Origin of the sequence: Pseudomonas umsongensis (assembly GCF_002236105.1) — a bacterium.
Lineage (GTDB): Bacteria > Pseudomonadota > Gammaproteobacteria > Pseudomonadales > Pseudomonadaceae > Aquipseudomonas > Aquipseudomonas umsongensis.
Genome location: NZ_NIWU01000005.1, coordinates 403,391 through 418,370 on the forward strand (window position 1 = coordinate 403,391; position 14,980 = coordinate 418,370).

Below are 14,980 nucleotides of genomic sequence, written 5' to 3' on the forward strand. Positions count from 1 at the left end.
ATGCCGCATCGCCCGCCACGCAAGCCGTCAATCCTTGGCCATCTGTTGGCCATGGCTTGCCTGGTATTCGGTGGCTGGCTACACAGCCATTCGGCCAGCGCCGCGGACATTCTCCTGACCGGTGTCGACGATAGCCCCGGCGTGCAATCCTTCGTCCAGGCCCTGGTGCAATTGCGACCGGCCGACAACGTGCACTTCCAGCCATTGGCCAGCCTGCCGCCACCGGGCAAGCTGGCGGCGGACACCCGCTTGATCCTGCTCGATCTGCCCAGTCTCGACTGGCGCCTGCAGGACCCTCGCGGCCCGGCGACACTGGTGCTGCGCATCAGCCGCCTGCAGGCGCGACAACACCTTGGGCACGCCCTGCCCCCGCACCTCAGCCTGCTCTGGAGCGATCCGCCACTGGACCGGCAATTGCGCCTCACCCGTGTCCTGCTGCCCGAGGCCAAGCGGGTTGGCGTCCTGTACGACAGCCATAGCGAGTTCCTGTTGCGGGAACTGCGCCAGGCCGCCTATCCCCTGGGTCTTGAAGTGGTCACCGAACGTTGGGAAAACACCCAGGACAGTCGTCCCTTGCAGGCTTTGCTGGACAACAGCGATGTAGTACTGGGCCTCGACGACCCCGATCTGTACAACCCGAAAACCGCGAAAAACCTGTTGCTCAGCAGCTATGCGCGGCAGCTGGCCTTGATCGGTCCCAATGCAGGGTTCGTCAAGGCCGGGAGCCTGGCCAGTACCTACAGCGATCAAAGCGACTGGCTGGCGATTCTCGATGAGCTGCTCGACCTGCCACCCGCCACGTGGCCACGCACGCAATATCCACACCGCTTCAAAGTCTCCAGCAATCGGCAGGTGTCTCGTTCCCTGGGGCTTGAACAGGTAAATGAAGTGGCTGTCGCAACGCTGTTGGCAGAAGGAGAACGCCAGCCATGACCTTCCGTCGCCGCTGGGACATCAGTACCCGTACCCAGATCATCAGCCTCGGCCCTGCCCTGCTGCTGACGTTACTGTTGATCAGTTTCTTCACTTTCGTGCGGATCCAGGACCTGCGCCAGGAGCTCAACCACACCGGCCAGTTGATTGCCAACCAACTGGCGCCGGCCACCGAATACGGGGTGATTTCGGGCAATAACGAGGTGCTCGAAAGCCTGCTCAAGGCCACGCTGGCAACGCCCAACGTACGGTTCCTGGAGGTGCAGGACAGCGCCAACCGGATTCTGGTGTATGTCGAGCAACCTTCGGCAAGCTACCAAAAGCCGCACCAGATTGAAGTCTTCCAGGCCCCCGTGCGCCTGCAACGGATCGCGCTGCACAATGATTTTTTCCAGGACGGCAGCGTGCCCCCCACGGCGCCCGCCGAGGATTACCTGGGTCGGGTGATCGTTGGCCTGTCCAATGATGCGTTCAGCCAGCGCCAACAGGAAATCCTGCTCAAGGCCGGCATTCTGGCGCTGTTCGCCCTGCTGTTTACCTTCATGGTCGCCCGGCGCCTGGCCGCGAGCCTGTCGCAACCGATCCGCGATATCGGCAATGCGGTCAAGGCGATCCAGGCCGGCGACTACAAGACGCCCCTGCCCATCGTTGACGACACCGAACTCGGCGCCCTGTCCCAACACATCAACAACCTCGCCAAGGGGCTCGAGCAGGCCAGCCACGAACAGCACCAGGCCATGGCGCAGTTGATCCAGACCCGCGAGGAAGCGGAAAAGGCCAATAACGCCAAGTCCGACTTCCTCGCCATGATGAGCCACGAACTGCGCACGCCGATGAATGGCGTGCTTGGCATGCTGCAATTGCTGGAAACCACCCAGATGACCGAAGAACAACTCGAATACGCGGCTCTGGCTTCGGAATCCACCGAGCACCTGCTCAAAGTCATCAATGACATTCTGGATTTTTCGCGTATCGAACGCTCAGAACTGGAGTTGGAGCATATCCCCTTCAATCTCGCGGACCTGATCTGCAGTTGCGCCCAGTCGTTCCAGCACAGTGCCGTCCAACGCGGGCTGGATCTACAGTTGCAGATCCCACAAGACATGCGCGCGCTGCAGGTTCAGGGTGACCCGACGCGCATCCGGCAAATACTGGTCAATCTGGTCGGCAATGCCCTGAAGTTTACTGAGCAGGGACGCGTGCGCATCGAATCGCAGTGGCAGTCCCTGGATCACGAACTGCTGTGGTTCACCTGCACGGTGCGCGACAGTGGGATTGGCATTCCCCCCGAAAGCCTGGAATTGATGTTCGACGCGTTTCAGCAGGCCGACAGCTCCATATCAAGACGCTATGGTGGGACCGGCCTGGGCCTGCCGATTGCACGCACACTCGCCGAACGCATGGGTGGCACCTTGCGCGCCCAGAGCGAGGAAGGCCGTGGCTCGGTCTTTACCCTCGAGATTCCGCTGGCGTTGTATCAGCAGGCCTTACCGGCTCGGTTACCGCGCGTACCGACCCACAAGGGGGATGGCGAAGGGCGCAATGTGCTCTTGGTCGAAGACAATCCGGTCAACCAGACAGTGATCGAAGCCATGCTGCGCAGCCTGGGCTTTACTGTCAGCGTTGCCGCCGATGGCGCACAGGCGGTACGCAGTGCCGAGAGCCTGATTTTCGAGGCGATACTGATGGACTGCCGACTGCCGGTCATCGACGGTTATGAAGCCACCCGGCAGATTCGTGAACTGCCCGGCTGTACCGACTTGCCGATCATTGCCCTGACCGCCAACGCCTTGCAGGGGGATCGCGAAGCTTGTTTGTCGGCGGGAATGAACGATTACCTGGCCAAGCCCTTCAAACGCACTGATCTTCAGCAAATTCTGCAGCGATGGGTGCAGTAGTACAGGCCTTTCGAGCATCTGTGACTGGCGTGAAAGGCGAAAGTGCGGCAGTCTTAGGCACCCGAACAAGCTCGAAAAGGGGCTTGATTAAAAATTTCAGTGCACAAGTGTACATTCATGTCCTTGGTGCTGTGACTTTCACTACAACGCAATAGTCTATGAGTAGGCTGCCGGTTCGAGGCATGAACGCTTCGATCGGCCGGGATGATTTGCCCCACCTGCCGCATGGGACTATTGAGGAGCTCGCATGACCAAACAAAACGCCTTTACCCGGGAAGACCTGCTGCGCTGCAGTCGCGGTGAGCTGTTCGGCCCAGGTAACGCGCAACTGCCCGCCCCGAACATGCTGATGGTCGATCGCATCACCCTGATCAGCGAAGAGGGTGGCAAGTACGGCAAAGGTGAATTGGTCGCCGAGCTGGATATCACTCCGGACCTGTGGTTCTTCGCCTGCCACTTCGAAGGTGATCCGGTGATGCCGGGCTGCCTGGGCCTCGACGCCATGTGGCAATTGGTCGGTTTCTTCCTGGGCTGGCAAGGCCTGCCGGGCCGTGGCCGTGCGCTGGGTTCGGGCGAAGTGAAATTCTTCGGCCAGGTCCTGCCGACCGCCAAGAAAGTCACCTATAACATTCATATCAAGCGCGTCCTCAAGGGCAAGCTGAACCTGGCCATCGCCGACGGTTCGGTGACTGTCGACGGTCGCGAAATCTACACCGCCGAAGGCCTCCGGGTCGGCGTTTTCACCTCCACTGACAACTTCTAAGGGTTATCCGCATGCGCCGCGTCGTTATCACTGGTCTGGGCATTGTTTCGTGCCTGGGCAATGACAAAGAGACCGTCTCCGCTAACCTGCGTGCAAGCCGCCCTGGCATCCGGTTCAACCCGGAATATGCCGAAATGGGTCTGCGTAGCCAGGTTTCCGGCTCCATTGACCTCAACCTTGAAGAACTGATCGATCGCAAGATCTATCGCTTCGTCGGCCACGCGGCGGCATACGCCTACCTGGCCATGAAAGACGCCATTGCTGACTCCGGCCTGACCGAAGAGCAAGTGTCCAACCCGCGCACCGGCCTGATTGCCGGTTCCGGTGGCGCATCGACACTGAACCAGATGGAAGCGCTGGACATCCTGCGCGAGAAAGGCGTAAAGCGCGTTGGCCCATATCGCGTCACGCGGACCATGAGCAGCACCGTTTCCGCCTGTCTGGCCACTCCGTTCAAGATCAAGGGCCTGAACTACTCCATCGCTTCTGCCTGCGCCACCAGTGCTCACTGCATCGGTACCGCCATGGAACAGATCCAGATGGGCAAGCAGGACATCGTTTTCGCCGGCGGCGGTGAAGAAGAACACTGGAGCCAGTCGTTCCTGTTCGACGCCATGGGCGCATTGTCCAGCAAGCGCAACGACACTCCGGAAAAAGCTTCCCGCGCCTACGACGCAGACCGTGACGGCTTCGTCATTGCAGGCGGTGGCGGCATGGTCGTGGTGGAAGAGCTGGAACACGCTCTGGCCCGCGGCGCGAAAATCTACGCGGAAATCGTTGGCTACGGCGCGACCTCCGACGGCTACGACATGGTCGCCCCAAGCGGCGAAGGCGCGATCCGCTGCATGCAGCAGGCGCTGTCCACCGTCGACACCCCGATCGACTACCTGAATACCCACGGCACTTCGACTCCGGTCGGCGACGTCGCGGAAATGAAAGGCGTGCGTGAAGTGTTCGGCGACAAGGCTCCGGCCATCAGCTCCACCAAGAGCCTGTCGGGTCACTCCCTGGGTGCCGCCGGCGTTCACGAAGCGATCTACTGCATGCTGATGATGGAAGGAAACTTCATTGCCGGTTCCGCCAACATCGACGAGCTGGACCCTGAAGTGGCGGACCTGCCGGTACTGACCAAGACCCGCGAAAACGCCACCATCAACACCGTGATGAGCAACAGCTTCGGTTTCGGTGGCACCAACGCCACGCTGGTACTGAAGCGCTGGGAAGGCAAGTAATTTCCCGCTGCTGAGCCGCACATGAAAACGCCCCGACTGGTTCGGGGCGTTTTTTTGCCTTCAAAAACGCAAAACCCTGTGGGAGCGAGCCTGCTCGCGAAGGCGGCCTGACAGTCGATAAAGATGTTGAATGTGATGCCGTCTTCGCGAGCAGGCGCGCTCCCACAAGGTCGGCCTTTAGGCCGCGAATCTTCCTCGTGAACATGAAGCTTTTGTCATGGAACTCAACAGCCTGCGACTGAATGTCGCGGATTACGCGGGCTGCAGGACTGTTTCCAATTCTGCAACAAACTCTTTCCAGACTCAGTCGTTTACTTAGCTAGCTACCAAACTCTATAACAGAGTCCTGCACATGCCTTGCTGCAGATAATAGAAATTGGAGCTAGCAGATGACTGTAAAAGTAACTGAACGCGACGATTCACGCATGTCACACGAAGGCGTAGCCGCCGGTGTCCGCATCTGGGATGTGTACCAACAGGACCTGCTGGTCGGGATGTTCCATAGCGAGACTGACGCCCACAACTACAAGGCCGAACTGGAAACTCTGGAGCAGCAACGAGCGCTACGCTCCGCTTGAGCAATGACCGCATTAAAAACGACAAACCCCGCCATGAGCGGGGTTTGTCGTTATTGCAGCCGTTAACCGCTTACCACATCAGGTCATCCGGGATCTGATAGGCCGCGTACGGATCGTCCTCGGCGGCCACTTCTTCGGTCTGCACATTCAGTTGCACGATGCGCTGCGGATCGCGCTCCTGGATCTTCAGGGCAGCTTCACGGGGGATCACTTCATAACCGCCGGCGTGATGCACGATGGCCAGCGAACCGTTGCTGAGCTTGTTACGCATCAGCGTGTTGACCGAGAGGCGCTTGACCTTCTTGTCGTCGACGAAGTTGTAGTAGTCCTCGGTCGTCAATTTCGGTAGGCGCGTGGCTTCGATCAATTGCTTGATCTGCGCGACACGGGCCTTGGCCTCGGCTTTTTCCTGTTGCTGACGGTTGAGCTCCTGATCGCGCTTGACCTTCTCGGCCATGGCCTCCTGGGCTGCACGCTGCTGGGAATCATCAAGCTCGATCTGCCCCTTGTGGGCCAGGCGTTGCTGCTTCTGTTTGTCTTTGCTGACCTGCTTGGCCTGCTTCTGGTTGACCAGCCCTGCTTTGAGCAACTGGTCGCGAAGGGAAATGCTCATGGTGCTTATTACTCACTTAGGCAACTGCTCAACCGCAGCTGGGCACATTCTTTTCCTGGCGTTTGGCTTCGCCCCACAGGGCGTCCAACTCTTCGAGGGTGCAATCTTCCATGGGACGATGGGTGTCGCGCAATGCCTGTTCGATAAAACGGAAGCGTCGTTCGAACTTGCTGTTGGCACCCCGCAGCGCAGTTTCCGGATCGACCTTGAGGTGACGCGCCAGATTAACCACGGAAAATAGTAGATCGCCGACTTCATCGGCAATCGCCACCGAGTCGTTGTCGGCCATCGCTTCGAGTATTTCATCAAGTTCTTCGCGAACCTTGTCCAATACAGGCAAGGCGTCGGGCCAATCGAAGCCGACCTGCCCTGCGCGCTTTTGCAATTTTGCCGAACGGGACAGTGCCGGCAAGGCTGCCGGGACATCATCGAGCAAGGACAGCTGTTGCGGTGCAGCGGACTTCTCCGCGCGCTCTTCGGCCTTGATCTCCTCCCAGCGCTGCTTGACCTGCTCTTCATTCAAGCGCGGTACATCCAGCGGCGCGTACAGATCACCGGTGGGAAATACATGCGGATGACGGCGGATCAGCTTGCGGGTGATGCTGTCGACCACGCCAGCGAATTCGAAACGCCCTTCTTCCCGCGCCAACTGGCTGTAGTAAACCACCTGGAACAGCAGGTCGCCCAACTCACCCTGCAGGTGATCGAAATCACCCCGCTCGATGGCATCGGCAACTTCATAGGCTTCCTCGAGGGTGTGCGGGACGATGGTGGCGTAGGTTTGCTTGATGTCCCACGGACAGCCGTACTGCGGGTCGCGCAGGCGGTTCATCAGGTGCAATAAGTCTTCAAGGCTGTACATCATTAATCCCATTCAAACGCACTGTAGGAGCTGCCGCAGGCTGCGATCTTTTGATCTTAAAAAATCAAGATCAAAAGATCGCAGCCTGCGGCAGCTCCTACAGGGGTGAGGTTCATGGCGTACGGTTACGCCGGGTTTCGATGATGTTCGGCAACTGGGAAATCCGCCCCAGCAACCGCCCCAACGCGTCCAGCCCTGGAATCTCGATGGTCAGGGACATCAGCGCGGTGTTGTCCTCCTTGTTCGAGCGGGTATTGACCGCCAACACGTTGATTCGCTCGTTGAGCAACACCTGCGAGACATCACGCAGCAATCCGGAACGGTCGTAGGCACGGATGACGATGTCCACCGGATAGGTGAGCACCGGTACCGGCCCCCAGCTGACCTGAATGATCCGTTCAGGCTCGCGCCCGGCCAATTGCAGCACCGAGGCACAGTCCTGGCGGTGGATACTGACGCCACGCCCCTGGGTGATGTAGCCGACGATCGCATCCCCCGGCAACGGCTGGCAGCAACCTGCCATCTGGGTCATCAGGTTGCCCACACCCTGGATCTGGATATCACCACGCTTGCCTGGCTTGTAGCCGGTGGCCTTGCGTGGAATCAGTTCCAGCTGTTCGTTGCCACGTTCCGGCTCGACCAGTTGCTGCGCCAGGTTGACCAGTTGCGCCAGGCGCAGGTCGCCGGCACCGAGCGCGGCAAACATGTCCTCGGCGGTTTTCATGTTGGCCTTGTCGGCCAGCTTGTCGAAATCCACCGCTGGCAAGCCGAGGCGATTGAGTTCCCGTTCCAGCAGGGTTTTACCGGCGGCGACATTCTGGTCGCGGGCCTGCAACTTGAACCAGTGAACGATCTTCGCCCGTGCCCGTGACGTCGTGACGTAACCCAGGTTCGGGTTCAGCCAGTCGCGGCTTGGCGTGCCGTGCTTGCTGGTGATGATCTCGACCTGCTCACCGGTCTGCAGGCTGTAGTTGAGCGGCACGATGCGCCCGTTGATCTTGGCGCCACGGCAGTTGTGACCGATCTCGGTGTGCACACGGTAGGCGAAGTCCAGTGGCGTCGCGCCCTTGGGCAAGTCGATGGCGTGACCGTCCGGGGTAAAGATGTAGACCCGGTCGGGTTCGATATCGACCCGCAGCTGTTCGGCCAACCCGCCAATGTCACCCAGCTCTTCGTGCCACTCGAGCACCTGACGCAGCCAGGAGATTTTTTCTTCGTAGTGATTGGAGCCAGACTTGACGTCGGTGCCCTTGTAGCGCCAGTGGGCGCATACACCGAGTTCGGCCTCCTCATGCATGGCGTGGGTACGGATCTGTACTTCCAGCACCTTGCCCTCAGGACCGATCACCGCCGTGTGCAACGAGCGATAGCCGTTTTCCTTGGGGTTGGCGATGTAGTCGTCGAATTCTTTGGGAATGTGCCGCCACAGGGTGTGGACAATGCCCAGCGCGGTGTAGCAGTCGCGCATTTCCGGCACCAGCACACGCACGGCGCGCACGTCGTAGATCTGGCTGAACTCCAGGCCCTTGCGCTGCATTTTGCGCCAGATCGAATAGATATGTTTGGCCCGGCCGCTGATATCGGCATCGACCCCGGTGGCCTGCAATTCGTTTTTCAGCTGGCTCATCACGTCGCTGATGAAGCGCTCGCGATCCAGTCGCCGCTCGTGGAGCAACTTGGCGATCTGCTTGTACTGGTCCGGCTCCAGGTAACGGAAGGACAAGTCCTCCAGTTCCCACTTGATGTGGCCGATACCCAGGCGATGAGCGAGCGGCGCGTAGATGTCGAACACCTCGCGGGCAACGCGGTTGCGCTTTTCGTCATCGGCGGTTTTCACCGCACGGATCGCACAGGTTCGCTCGGCCAGTTTGATCAGGGCGACGCGAACGTCGTCGACCATGGCCACCAGCATCTTGCGCAGGTTTTCCACCTGGCCCTGAGTACCCATCACCATGGACTTGCGCGGGCTCAGGCTGTCGCTGATCGCGGCCATGCGTTGCACGCCGTCGATGAGTTTGGCGACTACGGGACCAAAGCGCTGGCTGACCGCCGGCAACGGAATCTGGCCTTCACGCACACCGCGGTAGAGAACCGCGGCAACCAGCGAATCCTGATCGAGCTTGAGGTCGGCGAGGATCTCGGCGATCTCAAGGCCGGTGCGGAAACTCGAGGTCCCTTCGGACCACAAATTCTTCGCCGCATTGGCTTGTTGTTCGGCCTCGCGAGCGTACTCGCAGGCTTCTTTCAAGGCTTCGCGATCCAGTGCCAGATCGACACTGACCGCGTGATCGAGCCAAGCCTCGAGATTGATACTGCCGTCGGTGTTGATCGGCTGGTGTGCTCTCACCTGTACCATCTTGCTTACCTTCCCTACGACGCAGATTCAATGCGTCAAATCGCTGACCTTCGTTGCCCATGAGCCCACGTCGGGCTGGTACGCGGCTGCACGGGCGGGCCAGTCGGACCAGACGAGCATCCTAGCTCGCTTCAAATAACGCCATGGCTTCGACATGTGCCGTCTGAGGAAACATATCGAGAATCCCGGCACGTTTTAACCGGTAGCCCTGCTTGATCAATTCGACCGTGTCGCGCGCCAGGGTTGCCGGGTTGCACGACACATAGACCAACCGCTCGGCCCCCAGGGACTTGAGCTTGCGCACGACCTCGAAAGCGCCGTCACGCGGTGGGTCCAAGAGTACCGCACAAAAGCCTTCACGCGCCCATTCAGCATCGGTCAACGGCTGGGATAAATCGGCCTGAAAAAACTGCGCATTATGCAGATTGTTGCTGACAGCATTCGCGGCTGCGCGATCGACCATCACCTGCACACCCTCCACCGCAACGACTTCGCGAACAGCTTTAGCCAATGGCAAGGCAAAGTTACCCAACCCACAGAATAGATCGAGAACTCGCTCATCGGCTTGCGGTTTCAGCCAATCCAGCGCCTGAGCAACCATCGCTTCGTTGACCCCCGCATTGACCTGGATGAAATCCCCGGGCCGATACGCCAGATTCAAATCCCACTGTTCAAGACGATAGCCCAAGGACTGATCGGCCTCGACCGGATGCGGCTCGCCGTCCCCGTGCAACCACAACTGGGCTTCATGGAGCGCGCAGAATTCCTTGAGGATGGTCAAGTCGCTTTCGGACAACGGCGCCATGTGGCGCAGCAATACCGCCAGCGATGAGCCGCTGAACAATTCCACGTGCCCCAGGGCCTGAGGTTTGCTCAATCGTCGCAGCATCTGCGGCAAGTGGGCCATGATCGGCTGCAAGGGCTGTACCAGCACCGGGCAATCATCGATGCCGACGATGTCCTGGCTGCCGGCGGCGCGGAAACCGACTTCGAGTTTTTTCGCTTTCATGTCCCAGCGCACCGCTACCCGCGCGCGACGGCGATAAGCGAATTCCAAGCCGCTCAAAGGCGCGGCCCATTCTTCGGGCTCGACACCGGCGACCTTCGACAATTGCTCGGCGAGCATGCGCTGTTTCAGGGCGAGTTGTTCGTTGTGGGGCAGATGCTGCACGCTGCAGCCGCCACAACGACCAGCATGGGCGCACGGTGCCGGGCGACGCAGTTCACTGGACTTGAACACCCGCTCGGTACGCGCCTCGACCACTTTGCCGTGGGCACCGAGCACGCGTGCCTCGACTTCTTCACCGGCCAGTGCGCCGATGACGAACCAGGTGCGACCTTCGAAAAACGCGATACCGCGACCGTCGTTGGCCAGGCGCTCGATGTTCAGGCGCTGCTTTTTGCCGGTCGGGACTTGCGGGGCCTTGCTGCCGCCCGTGGGCTGGAAGCGCAGGCCTCTCTCATGCTTGGCCATCAGTTGGGCGCGTCGAAAATGCCGGTCGACAGGTATCGGTCGCCACGGTCGCAGATGATCGCGACGATCACCGCGTTTTCAACTTCTTTGGACAGGCGCAGCATCGCTGCCACGGCACCGCCGGATGACACGCCACAGAAGATGCCTTCTTCGCGAGCCAGCCGACGGGTCACGTCTTCGGCTTCGCTCTGGGCCATATCGACGATACGGTCCACGCGATCGGCCTGGTAGATCTTCGGCAGATACTCCTGGGGCCAGCGACGGATACCCGGGATCGCCGAACCTTCCATCGGTTGCAGACCGATGATCTGCACGTTCTCGTTCTGTTCTTTCAAGTAGCGCGAGACGCCCATGATGGTGCCGGTGGTGCCCATGGAACTGACGAAATGGGTGATGGTGCCCTGGGTCTGGCGCCAGATTTCCGGACCGGTGGTGGTGTAGTGCGCCTCCGGGTTGTCACCGTTGGCGAACTGGTCCAGCACCTTGCCGCGACCCTCTGCTTCCATGCGCTGGGCGAGGTCGCGGGCGCCTTCCATGCCTTGTTCTTGGCTGACCAGAATCAGTTCGGCACCATAAGCGGTCATGGCAGCCTTGCGTTCGGCGCTGGAGTTGTCCGGCATGATCAGGATCATCTTGTAACCCTTGATCGCCGCGGCCATGGCCAGCGCGATGCCGGTGTTACCGGAGGTCGCTTCGATCAACGTATCGCCGGCATGGATCTGCCCGCGCAACTCGGCGCGGGTGATCATCGACAGCGCCGGACGGTCCTTGACCGAACCCGCCGGGTTGTTCCCTTCAAGCTTGAGCAAAAGAGTGTTGCTGGTTTCGCCGGGCAGGCGCTGCAAACGGACCAGCGGAGTGTTGCCGACGCAATCGGCGATGGTTGGGTACTGCAAGGTCATGGCGTATTCGCAATCCAGACTGCGGGGGCGCCTATCATACCGGCAAACCTCGCAAGGCCATATCACGCAAAGTGTGGTGCTTATGGTTTATGGGAATAAGCGTCTGATTCAGCCTTCTTCCGATTGAGCGACATTCAGGGCGTAGAACTCATGCAGCTTGGCCTGCAACAACTGTTTGTCCGGCAGTTGGACCTGATACTCCGCGATCAGCGCGGGTGACAGGCTGCGGTTAAGGGCGTATTCGACGACTTCGTCATCCTTGCTGGCACAGAGCAGGACACCGATTGCCGGGTTTTCATGAGGCTTGCGCTCTTCGCGATCCAGGGCTTCCAGATAGAAGCCCAGCTTGCCCAAATACTCCGGCTCAAAACGCCCGACCTTGAGTTCGATGGCCACCAGGCAGTTAAGACCACGGTGAAAGAACAGCAAGTCCAGGGCAAAATCACGCCCGCCGACTTGTAGCGGATATTCGGAGCCTACAAAACAGAAATCCCGACCTAGCTCGATCAAAAATTCCTTGAGACGCGCCAGCAAGCCCCGATGCAAATCGGTTTCGCCGTGGGCGCCGGGCAGGTCGAGAAACTCGACCATGTAGGCGTCGCGGAATATTTCAAGCGCAGAGGGATGAGTCTGTTTCAGTACTGAGGAGACTTTGGCCGGCTGGGTTACGCTGCGCTCGAACAGCGCCGCCTTGAACTGACGCTCCAGCTCGCGCTTTGACCATTTTTCCTGAACGGCCATTCGCAGGTAAAACTCACGCTCTTGCGGGTGCCTGCTTTGGCCGAAGATGATCAAGTTATGGGACCAGGACAATTGTCGCGCCAGTGGTGCGACTTTTAATTCGCTACGGTAGGTTTCGTAAAACTGACGCATGCGGAACAGGTTCGACCGAGTAAAGCCACGCAGCCCCGGCTGGGTCTGACTGAGATGCTCCGCCAATTGACCAACAACGGAATCACCCCACTCCGCCTTCTCCATCTTGCGGCTTATATAAGCACCAACCTGCCAATAGAGCTCGATCAGTTGAGTATTCACCGCCTGCACGGCCTGTCGCCTGGCACTGTGAATCAGGGCAAGCACTTCATTGAAGCGATCATCGGTGGTACTGCCGGGCACCTGGGGTACGGTCATGCAATGACTCCTTGGACACGAGTAAGAGCCTGAGCTTAAGCCGTCAAGGATGCTTGAAATGACCGGTGATACCCTTTGGGAAATGTCGTACAGAAACTCAGGAACGCTCCGGCAAAATCAGTGCGTTGCAGGATGGGAGAACCTGCTCGCGATGGCATCGTCACTGACAGTTCCATCATCCGCCACCAACCGCATATTCATCCGCAACCCGCTCCCTGTGTTCTGCGCCCAAAGCCTTCCACCCTGACGCCGCACCGCATTCCTGGCGATGCTCAAGCCCAGGCCAAATCCGCCATCCCCCGGCCGCGAGCCGTCGAGGCGGGTAAAGGGCAGGAAGATCCGCTCAAGATCCGCCTCCGCCACGCCACCACCTTGATCCTCCAGCCACAGGTGCCAGAAGTCGCCGTCACGCCGCCCGCCCAAATGAACAATGCCACCCTCGGGCGAATGTCGAATGGCGTTGCGCAGCATGTTCTCGAGGGCCTGGGCCAGGGTATTGAGATGGCCGCGCACCCAGCAGGAGGCGTCCACCGAGCATTGCAACTGCGTATCCGGCCAGCAACTTTCATAACAGGCGTTTTCCGTGAGCATTTCCCACAGGGCCTGGACCTGGATCGATTCGTCGGGTAATCGCGTACGTTCGGTATCGAGCCAGGCCAGTTGCAGCGTGTCCTCCACCAGCCGTTGCATGCCATCGACTTCGCGGCCAATGCGCTCGCGCAACTGTTCAAGCCCCTGCTCGCTTTCACTGGCCACCCGCAGGCGGCTCAACGGCGTGCGCAATTCATGGGACAGGTCGCGCAACAGTTGTTGCTGCAATGCCACGGTACTTTGCAGGCGCTCGGACATGTGATCGAACGCCCTGGCCAATTCGCCCAACTCATCGGAACGATTGGTGGTGCGGCTCGACAGCCGTACGTTCAGTTGATCGGCACGCCAGGCATTGGCCTGTTCGCGCAAGTGATTGAGTGGCACCACCAACAAGCGATACAGGCCGACGCACAACAGCAAGGTGAACAAGCCCGGAATCACGCCGTTGGTGATCACCCGCCAGAACACCCGGTAGCGCCCGGGCACGAAGCGTTGCGGCAGTTCGATCACCAGGCTGCCGACGGACGGGTCACTGGGAAACGGTATGCGCATCCACGGCCGGCCTTTTTTGTGGATCGGCCAATCGAGGCCACGCAAAAAAGTCAGCCGTTCGACTTCCTTGTCGGTCAGCGATTGGTTGCTCAAGGACTGCAAATCACCGCCGATGACACCGACCCAGCCTTTTTCCCGCTGATGCATGCCCTGCAGCCAGTCATCGACGCCGACACTCTGGCCCTGCTGCCAGGCTTGTTCGGCTTCGGCGGCATAGCGCGCCAGGGTGCCGCGGGCCTCATCGGAGAGGAACTGGTTGCGCTGCTCCATGTAGCGGCCCCAGGACCAGCTCAACCAGATCATCAGCAGACAGAACGCCACCAACAGGCATGCCAGTTTCCAGAACAGCGAGTGCCGGCCCGGCACGTTACATCTCATCGATGGCACTCAGGATATAGCCCTTGCCCCAGACCGTGCGTACCTCCCGCTCGGTATAGCCGATGGCCTTGAGTTTGCGGCGAATCTGGCTGATGTGCATGTCGAGGCTACGATCGTGGGCGGCATACCCGCGTTGCAGTACCTGTTGATAAAGGAAGGCTTTGCTCAGCACTTCATCGACGCTGCGGCTCAGGGTTTCCAGCAGGCGATACTCAGTTCGAGTCAGGCCGGCAGGTTGTTGTCCATGAAAAACGTCGAAGTGATCGTCGTCAAAACGCAGACTGTCTACCTCGGCCACCATCGCCACAGGCGTCGGCCGGCGATCGAGCGCTACGCGGCGCAGAATGGCTTCGATGCGCACGCGCAACTCGATCATGCTGAAGGGTTTGGGCAGATAATCATCGGCCCCCAGCCGAAAGCCGCTGATGCGATCGGCTTCGGCACCGAGTGCCGACATCAGCAATACCGGGGTGGAATGGCTGCGGCGTAGTTGCGTCAGTACCGCCAGCCCGTCCATACCCGGCAACAAAATGTCCATCAACACCACATCGAAGGCTTGCTCGCGGGCAATGGCCAGGCCCTCGCGGCCGTTCTGGCACCACGTCACCTGAAAGCCGCTACGGCCCAGATGTTCATGCACATAGGCACCGAGTACGAGGTCGTCTTCGATGGAGAGGATACGGGGATGGCCAGCGTTGATGGTCGTCATTAGTATCT

The 14,980-nt window shown here is 59.7% G+C and carries 13 protein-coding genes; 5 read left to right on the top strand and 8 right to left on the bottom strand.

Annotation, left to right across the window (positions count from 1 at the left end; genetic code table 11):
* From PSUM_RS24115 to PSUM_RS24135, 5 genes are all read left to right on the top strand, one after another.
* The gene (locus PSUM_RS24115) at window positions 1-933 is read left to right on the top strand and encodes an ABC transporter substrate-binding protein (RefSeq protein ID WP_020799702.1); all 933 of its coding nucleotides are present in this window, start codon (window positions 1-3) and stop codon (window positions 931-933) included.
* Complete coding sequence (locus PSUM_RS24120; protein ID WP_083349655.1) at window positions 930-2,831, top strand: ATP-binding protein; 1,902 nt, start codon at window positions 930-932, stop codon at window positions 2,829-2,831. Before PSUM_RS24115 ends, PSUM_RS24120 begins: the two co-directional genes overlap by 4 nt.
* 247 nt (window positions 2,832-3,078) lie before the next feature.
* Window positions 3,079-3,594, top strand: coding sequence for a 3-hydroxyacyl-[acyl-carrier-protein] dehydratase FabA (fabA, locus tag PSUM_RS24125; protein ID WP_003179264.1), 516 nt, complete (start codon window positions 3,079-3,081; stop codon window positions 3,592-3,594).
* 11 nt (window positions 3,595-3,605) lie between these two features.
* On the top strand, window positions 3,606-4,826 hold the full coding sequence (gene fabB, locus PSUM_RS24130; RefSeq protein WP_008016529.1) for a beta-ketoacyl-ACP synthase I: 1,221 nt from the start codon (window positions 3,606-3,608) through the stop codon (window positions 4,824-4,826).
* A 389-nt stretch (window positions 4,827-5,215) separates the two neighbouring features.
* On the top strand, window positions 5,216-5,404 hold the full coding sequence (locus tag PSUM_RS24135; RefSeq protein WP_020799704.1) for a hypothetical protein: 189 nt from the start codon (window positions 5,216-5,218) through the stop codon (window positions 5,402-5,404).
* A gap of 70 nt (window positions 5,405-5,474) precedes the next feature.
* Here the strand turns inward: PSUM_RS24135 and PSUM_RS24140 are convergent, their stop codons facing one another.
* From PSUM_RS24140 to PSUM_RS24175, 8 genes are all read right to left on the bottom strand, one after another.
* Window positions 5,475-6,017, bottom strand: a complete 543-nt coding sequence (locus PSUM_RS24140) for a DUF2058 domain-containing protein (RefSeq protein ID WP_020799705.1) — start codon at window positions 6,015-6,017, stop codon at window positions 5,475-5,477.
* A 28-nt stretch (window positions 6,018-6,045) separates the two neighbouring features.
* Window positions 6,046-6,879 (bottom strand): nucleoside triphosphate pyrophosphohydrolase, encoded by an 834-nt coding sequence (gene mazG / locus PSUM_RS24145; protein WP_008062856.1) that lies wholly within the window; start codon window positions 6,877-6,879, stop codon window positions 6,046-6,048.
* Between the two features lie 112 nt (window positions 6,880-6,991).
* Window positions 6,992-9,235 carry a GTP diphosphokinase gene (gene relA, locus PSUM_RS24150; protein ID WP_020799706.1) on the bottom strand — a complete coding sequence of 748 codons (2,244 nt, stop codon included), beginning with the start codon at window positions 9,233-9,235 and terminating at the stop codon, window positions 6,992-6,994.
* Between the two features lie 121 nt (window positions 9,236-9,356).
* A complete protein-coding gene (gene rlmD, locus PSUM_RS24155) occupies window positions 9,357-10,709 on the bottom strand; it encodes a 23S rRNA (uracil(1939)-C(5))-methyltransferase RlmD (protein WP_020799707.1) in 1,353 nt (450 codons plus the stop codon).
* Window positions 10,709-11,611, bottom strand: coding sequence for a cysteine synthase CysM (gene cysM / locus PSUM_RS24160; protein ID WP_020799708.1), 903 nt, complete (start codon window positions 11,609-11,611; stop codon window positions 10,709-10,711). The genes rlmD and cysM overlap by 1 nt, the downstream gene beginning before the upstream one ends.
* A gap of 108 nt (window positions 11,612-11,719) precedes the next feature.
* A complete protein-coding gene (locus tag PSUM_RS24165) occupies window positions 11,720-12,742 on the bottom strand; it encodes a PDDEXK nuclease domain-containing protein (protein ID WP_020799709.1) in 1,023 nt (340 codons plus the stop codon).
* Window positions 12,743-12,859: 117 nt separating this feature from the next.
* Window positions 12,860-14,263, bottom strand: a complete 1,404-nt coding sequence (locus PSUM_RS24170; protein WP_083349656.1) for a sensor histidine kinase — start codon at window positions 14,261-14,263, stop codon at window positions 12,860-12,862.
* Window positions 14,253-14,972 carry a response regulator transcription factor gene (locus tag PSUM_RS24175; RefSeq protein WP_083349657.1) on the bottom strand — a complete coding sequence of 240 codons (720 nt, stop codon included), beginning with the start codon at window positions 14,970-14,972 and terminating at the stop codon, window positions 14,253-14,255. Before PSUM_RS24175 ends, PSUM_RS24170 begins: the two co-directional genes overlap by 11 nt.
* Window positions 14,973-14,980 lie beyond the last annotated feature (8 nt).